Raw genomic sequence first — 6,542 nt, 5'->3', positions numbered from 1 at the left:
GCTCTGGCAGGCCATCGTCTGGGCCGACGACCTGACCGGCAACGTCGGCACCAGCTTCATCGACGGGGAGTTCGGCTCCAACACCGCAGCCAAGACCCGGACCTGGCAGGACGTGATGAACGTCGGCATCGACGGCTCGGTCGGGCCGGAGACCTGGGGCGAGGCGTACGGAGCGGTCAACCGGAACACCGGTTATGACACCAGCACCCAGACCGGGTACTTCTACTACGGCTACAACCGCACTTTCGCCCTGCGTAAGCAGAACAGCAATGGCGTGTGGACGTTCCTGAACCCGCGCACCGGTTCCTGGACGGGCACGAGTCACTGACACTAGCGCCGTAACCGCGTCGCCGCGCACACATCAAAAGGCTCCCTTCCCGACACGACCACCATTCTGGTCAGCGGGAAGGGAGCCTTTCAGATGTCGACCGGGCCGGTCAGATGATGCCGGCCTCCCGGGCCTTCGCCTCGTTGCGCTGATGCTGCTCGTACGTCTCGGCGAACGCCGAGTGGCCCTGCTTGTCGATAGCCACGAAGTAGAGCCACTTGCCCGTCGGCGTTGCCATCGCCCCTTCCAAGGCCTGCTTCCCCGGGTTGTTGATCGGGGTGGGGATCATGCCGGGCAGCTTGCGGTTGTACGGGTTCTTCGGGTCGTCCAGCTCGGCCGCCGTCATCTGCTTGGACGACTTGGTCGGCTTGCCGATCGACTCCAGGTAGTAGTTGACGGTGACGTCCATCTCCAGGCAGTTGCACGGGAACTCGCCGTACGCCCGGTTGTACGCCACCCGGGCAACCTTGCCGAGGTCGTCCTTGTTGCCCGCCTCGGCCTGCGCCAGCGACGCCACGATCAACGCCTCGTAGGGGCTGACCTTGCGTTCCTTCTGCACCCGGTCGGCGAACTTCATCTCACCGCTCACCGAGAGGAAGTTGTCCACCATCAGCTTGAGGATGCTCTCCGCGGTGGCCTTCGGCGGGATCTCGTACGTGTCCGGGTAGAGGAAGCCCTCGACAGACTTGACGATCTTCTTGCCGTCGTCGCGCTTGAACCACCACTCCGGAACGCCGAGCGCCTCCGGGTCCTTCGCGGCGGCCTCGAACTCCTTGACCGGGATCTTGGTCTTCTCGGAGAGCAGCTTGTAGATGTTCTTGGCGGTACGGCCCTCGGGGATGGTGAGGCCGTTGACGATCTTGTTCTTCAGGTCGAGCATCGCGGTCACGGCGTTCGCACCGCTCATCTGCTTGCGCAGCTTGTACGTGCCCGGCTGGATGTTCTTGCTGCGCGAGTTGGCCTCGGCCGCCTCGATGAACGCCTTCTGGCTCTTCACCACGTCGGCAGCGACCAGGGCGTCGGCCATGTCGGCGAGCAGCGCCCCGTTCTTGATCTCGACGGTGATCTCACCCGCTCCGGCGCCGTCGTAGTCGGGGGTGACGAAGTAGTTCTGGATCCGGTCGAAGCCGTAGAACGCGACACCGCCGATGCCGCCCAACAGGACCAGAGCCATCAACAACGCCAGGAATGTCTTGCCCCGGCCGCCACCGGACTTGCCGTTGCGCTTGCGGAAGCCGCGCCGGTGCCGGCCCTTCTCCCCCCGCTCCGGCTCGTCGAACCCAAGGTCCAGATCGTCGATCATTACGTCCGCCTCCGCTGCGCGTCCAGCCAGCTCTGCAGAATCTCCACCGCGGCCGCCTGGTCGACAACCGCACGTTGACGCTTACCTCGGACGCCACGCTCGGCAAGCCTACGAGAAGCGACCACGGTCGACATCCTCTCGTCAGTGAGCGTTACCGGGACGGGCGCTATCACATCGACCAGTCGGTCAGCGTACGCCTTCACGTGGACAGCCGCCGGGCCGTGTTTACCCGCGAGATTGACCGGAAGGCCGACGACAACCGCGACGGCCTCATGTTCGGCCACCAACGCGGCCAACTCGGCGAGGTCGCTCGGGACCGCGTCCGGCGCCGCGGTGAGGTCACGAGCGAGCGTGACCAGCGGCGTCGCCAGAATCCCGTCCGGATCCGAGCGGGAGACACCCACCCGCACCTGGCCGACATCGACACCCAGTCGCACACCGCGCGTCAATTCAGCCACCGACGGTCACCACCGGGTGGGTACGAACCAGGGCGGGCCACATGGCCCGCCCTGACCGACAGTGATCGTTCATCACGCCTCGGTAATCGCCTTCTCGACGGTGAGCAGCAGGTTCGGCGCCTCGCCCGCCGGCAGACCGCCGCCCTGGGCGAGGTCGGGGCTGCCGCCACCGCGCCCGGAGAACGCCGCCTTCACCAGATCCGACGCCGCCAGGCCCCGACCGCGTGCGGCAGCGTTGACCGCCACCACCAGGGACGCCTTGCCGTTCGAGCGGGCCGCCACCGCGACCACCGCCGGCCGCGCCGGGTCGATCTTGCCGCGGATCTCCTGGGCCAGGGTCCGCACGTCGTTGCCGGCCGCACCCTCCGGCGCCTCGGTGCCCACGTACGCGACCCCGCGCACGTCCTTGGCCTGCGCCGCGAGCGCCGCCGCCCCGCCCAGCACCAACTGGGCGCGGAGCTTCTCCAGCTCCTTCTCCGCGTCCCGCAGCTGCGTGACGGTCTGCTCCACCCGGTCGGCGACCTGGTCGTTGGGCACCCGGTACAGCTCGGCCAGCCGGGACACCAGCAGGTGTTCCTTGGCCAGGAAGCCGAAGGCGTCCATGCCGACCAGCGCCTCGACCCGGCGGACGCCGGAACCGATCGACGACTCGGAGAGGATCTTCACGAGGCCGAGCTGGGCCGAACGGGCCACGTGCGTGCCGCCGCACAGCTCCCGGGCGTAGTCACCCACCTCGACGACCCGCACCTCCTCGCCGTACTTCTCGCCGAAGAGCGCCATCGCGCCGATCCGCCGCGCCTCGTCCAACGAGGTGATGAAGGCGTGCACCTCCAGGTCGGCCAGCAACACCTCGTTGACCTGCTGCTCCACATCGCGCAGGACGCTCGGCGACACCCCGGTCGGGGTGTTGAAGTCGAACCGGAGCCGGCCGGGCGCGTTCAGCGACCCCGCCTGCGTGGCCGACTCACCGAGGAAGTTGCGCATGGTCTGGTGCACCAGGTGGGTGGCGGTGTGCGAGCGGGAGATCGCCCGGCGCCGAGTCGTGTCGATCTCGGCGAAACCGGCCTCGCCGGCCCGCACCTCACCCCGGATCACCCGAGCGCGGTGCACGATCAGGCCGGGCACCGGCTGCTGCACGTCGAGCACCTCGACCTGCCCGCCGCCAACGGTGATCATGCCCTGGTCGGGCTGCTGTCCACCGCCCTCGGCGTAGAACGGGGTGGTGTCGAGGACCAGCTCGATGGTGTCACCCTCGGTGGCCGCCTGACGTGGGCCGTCGGCGCCGAGCAGCGCCCGCACCGTCGACTCGCGGGATACCTCGCTGTAGCCGGTGAACGTCACCGGACCACCCGCGTCGAGCACCGACCGGTACGCCGACAGGTCGACGTGCCCGGTCTTGCGGGCCTGCGCGTCGGCCTTGGCCCGGGTGCGCTGATCCGCCATCAGCCGGCGGAAGCCCTCGTCGTCGACGGTGAGGCCCTGCTCCGCGGCGATCTCCAGGGTCAGGTCGATCGGGAAGCCGTAGGTGTCGTGCAACTGGAACGCCTTCGCCCCGGACAGCGAGCTGCCACCCGCCGTGCGGGTCTCCGCGATCGCGGTGTCCAGGATCGTCGTGCCCGCCCGCAGGGTGGACAGGAACGCCTCCTCCTCCGCGTACGCGTAGTCCGCGATGCGGTCGAAGTCGGTCGCCAGCTCCGGGTACGACGGGGCCATGCAGTCCCGCGCCACCGGCAGCAACTCGGGCAGCGCCCGCTCCTGCCAGCCCAGCAACCGGATCGACCGGATCGCCCGGCGCATGATCCGCCGCAGCACGTACCCACGGCCCTCGTTGCTCGGGGTCACCCCGTCGCCGATCAGCATCAACGCCGTCCGCACGTGGTCCGCGATCACCCGCAGCCGCACGTCGTCCGGGTGCGACTCACTCGCCACATGCCCCGAGTGCGCGCCGTACCGCTTGCCGGTCAGCTCCGCCGCCCGCGCCAGGATCGGCCGGACCTCGTCGATCTCGTACAGGTTGTCCACACCCTGCAGGATCGAGGCCATCCGCTCCAGGCCCATGCCGGTGTCGATGTTCTTCGCCGGCAGGTCACCCAGGATCGGGTAGTCCTCCTTGGTCGTACCCGGTCCCCGCTCGAACTGCATGAAGACGAGGTTCCAGTACTCCATGTACCGGTCCTCGTCGACCGCCGGGCCACCCTCGCGGCCGTACTCCGGACCCCGGTCGTAGAACAGCTCCGACGACGGACCGCACGGCCCGGGAATGCCCATGGACCAGAAGTTGTCCGCCTTGCCGCGCCGCACGATCCGCTCCGCCGGAACGCCGACCGACCGCCAGATCTCGAACGCCTCGTCGTCGTCCAGGTAGATCGTCGGCCAGATCCGCTCCGGATCCAGCCCGTAGCCACCCTCGGCGATCGGCTTCGTGGACAACTCCCACGCCAGCGGAATCGCCCCGGCCTTGAAGTAGTCACCGAAGGAGAAGTTGCCGTTCATCTGGAAGAACGTGCCGTGGCGGCTGGTCTTGCCGACCTCGTCGATGTCCGGGGTCCGGATGCACTTCTGCACGCTGACCGCCCGCTGGTACGCGGGCGTCTGCTGACCCAGGAAATACGGCACGAACTGCACCATGCCGGCGTTGACGAACAACAGATTCGGGTCGCTGATGGCGGGCAGCGGAGCGGACGGCACCACAGCGTGGCCATTCGCCTCGAAATGGGCGAGGTACCGCCGCTTGATCTCCGCCGTCTTCATCGCTGATGTTCCTCCGGAAAGATGTTTCGATCGCCGATCCGCGGGTCTTCCCGCAACTCGGCGAACTGGTCGTCGAACGCCTCGCCCTGGGCGAACGCCTGGTGGATCTCCTGCTCGCGTTCGGCCATCCCGACCCGGACGTCCTCCACGAAGTTACGCAGCGACTCGACCAGGCCGCCAGCGGATTCCGTCAGCGAGCTGGCGATGCCGGCCGGTGTGTACGCCTGGGCGGTCCGGGTCGCCTTGCGGACCACGATCACACCGACGGCCACCCCGATACCGAGCCAGAACAGACGCCTCATGTCTCGCTACCTTCCTGGTGCCTCGGCCGGGTCAGCTGTTGCCGCGCCGCGCGGCCCGCCGCTGCTGCTTGATGGTGTCGCGGACCTCACGCTCGGTCTCGGCGTGCCGGCGGCTCGCGGCGGCCTTCCGCACGCTGTAGCCGAACGCGGCCACCTTGACCAGCGGGTTGGCGGCCGCGGCGGAGACGACGGTGGCCAGGTTGGCGACGTTGGCGGTGACGTTCTGCGCGTGGCTGGTCATCGTGTCGACCTTCGCCAGCTGGAGGTTCACGCCGTCGAGCGAGGTCTGCACCTGCTCCAGCGCCACGTTGACGTTCTTCACCGTCGTGTTCACGTCGCCGAGCAGCGGCGCGGTCCGATCGTTGAGGTCGTTGATCATCCGGGTGGTGGCGTCAACCGTGTGCCGCAGCCGCAGGATGGGCAGCGTCAGGATGAGCACCAGCACCGCGAACGCGGATGCCGCGATCAACGCCGCGATCGCTCCAAGCTCGCTCACGCCTGTCCTCCTCAAGCAGAAGTTCCGCAGGACCCGACGTCCCAGGAACGCACAACGATGGCACCCGTACCGGCCGCCACCCCGTCGGCGGTCACCGGCAGCGGGCGTGCCCGCCAGCCCCAGACCCTACCGTCCGTGATGGAGCCCGGCTCACGACGGTGAGGGTGTCAGCTCGCCCAGCGGATCGCCGCTGACCGTCGGGTACGGATCCTCTCCGGTCAGTGACGGGTCGGTGGTCGGCTGTGGCCTCGTCCGCTCGTCGTCGATCGCGTTACGGACCTTCACCGACACCAACGAGCCGGTGCACTCGGTCGCAGCGGCCGACGGATCGGCAGACGGCGCGGCCGGCTCGCCGTCGACCGGCGGCGGCACACAGGTCGGCTCGCGTACCCACAGGTCGAGCGTCAACTCGTCGCGCCGCCAGCAGGTGTAGCTGCCCTTGGTCTCCTGCTCCGGGCAGCGGCTCACCTTCCACGGCTGCCAGCCGTCCTGCCGCAACGCCTCCTCGTAGGCCTGTGCCGTCTCCGCCGGGGCTTTCTCCGAGGTGACGGTGCGTTCCCGCAGCCGGCAGTCGAGCAGACACCAGCGGCTGCCGCTGACGTCGTCGACGGTCTTCGCCGCCGCCCAACCCGGCACGTCGAGCTGGTCCAGGTTGTCGAAGACCGGATCACGGCTCAACGTCCGGAGGCCGAAGAAGAGCGGCACCGCGCCGAGCAGCACGACGCTGACCAGCACCAGCACCGCCGCACGCAGACGCCGCCGTTCACGCGACTCCCGACGCGCCTCGGACCGGGCACCCGCCGGGTCGGCGCGCTCACAGGTAGCAACGCTATCGCGGCGGTATGGCCGGGATCCCCCCGATGGGGGCGGACAGTGACCCCACCACGGCCGAGTCCGTCATGGT

General features: G+C 68.7%; 7 protein-coding genes. 1 reads left to right on the top strand and 6 read right to left on the bottom strand.

The features are described 5' to 3' along the window. Positions 1-328 (top strand): peptidoglycan-binding domain-containing protein (locus ACWCO3_RS29535; RefSeq protein WP_450013160.1); only part of this gene is annotated, 328 nt, incomplete at its 5' end. Between the two features lie 109 nt (positions 329-437). On the opposite strand, the gene mltG is transcribed toward ACWCO3_RS29535, so the two are convergent. From mltG to ACWCO3_RS29505, 6 genes are all read right to left on the bottom strand, one after another. Then, complete coding sequence (gene mltG / locus ACWCO3_RS29530) at positions 438-1,631, bottom strand: endolytic transglycosylase MltG (RefSeq protein ID WP_145783803.1); 1,194 nt, start codon at positions 1,629-1,631, stop codon at positions 438-440. After that, positions 1,631-2,089 carry a Holliday junction resolvase RuvX gene (ruvX, locus tag ACWCO3_RS29525; protein WP_145783805.1) on the bottom strand — a complete coding sequence of 153 codons (459 nt, stop codon included), beginning with the start codon at positions 2,087-2,089 and terminating at the stop codon, positions 1,631-1,633. The genes mltG and ruvX overlap by 1 nt, the downstream gene beginning before the upstream one ends. Before the next feature lie 72 nt (positions 2,090-2,161). Then, complete coding sequence (alaS, locus tag ACWCO3_RS29520; RefSeq protein ID WP_450013157.1) at positions 2,162-4,840, bottom strand: alanine--tRNA ligase; 2,679 nt, start codon at positions 4,838-4,840, stop codon at positions 2,162-2,164. Next, positions 4,837-5,142 (bottom strand): hypothetical protein, encoded by a 306-nt coding sequence (locus ACWCO3_RS29515; RefSeq protein ID WP_145783809.1) that lies wholly within the window; start codon positions 5,140-5,142, stop codon positions 4,837-4,839. The genes alaS and ACWCO3_RS29515 overlap by 4 nt, the downstream gene beginning before the upstream one ends. Positions 5,143-5,173: 31 nt before the next feature. After that, on the bottom strand, positions 5,174-5,638 hold the full coding sequence (locus ACWCO3_RS29510) for a DUF948 domain-containing protein (RefSeq protein ID WP_145783811.1): 465 nt from the start codon (positions 5,636-5,638) through the stop codon (positions 5,174-5,176). A 150-nt stretch (positions 5,639-5,788) separates the two neighbouring features. Then, entirely contained in the window at positions 5,789-6,379 is a 591-nt protein-coding gene (locus ACWCO3_RS29505; protein WP_450013154.1) for a hypothetical protein, read from the bottom strand. Positions 6,380-6,542 lie beyond the last annotated feature (163 nt).

The sequence above is a fragment of the Micromonospora sp. NPDC002411 genome, assembly GCF_053592955.1.
The sequence above is the reverse complement of the archived record's forward strand: the minus strand, read 5'-3'. Positions and strand labels throughout refer to the sequence as shown.

Bases quoted from the DNA above. Each gene is read 5' to 3' on its own strand.
- alaS (WP_450013157.1), bottom strand. From the start codon at position 4,840: ATGAAGACGGCGGAGATCAAGCGGCGGTACCTCGCCCATTTCGAGGCG.
- mltG (WP_145783803.1), bottom strand. From the start codon at position 1,631: ATGATCGACGATCTGGACCTTGGGTTCGACGAGCCGGAGCGGGGGGAG.
- ACWCO3_RS29515 (WP_145783809.1), bottom strand. From the start codon at position 5,142: ATGAGGCGTCTGTTCTGGCTCGGTATCGGGGTGGCCGTCGGTGTGATC.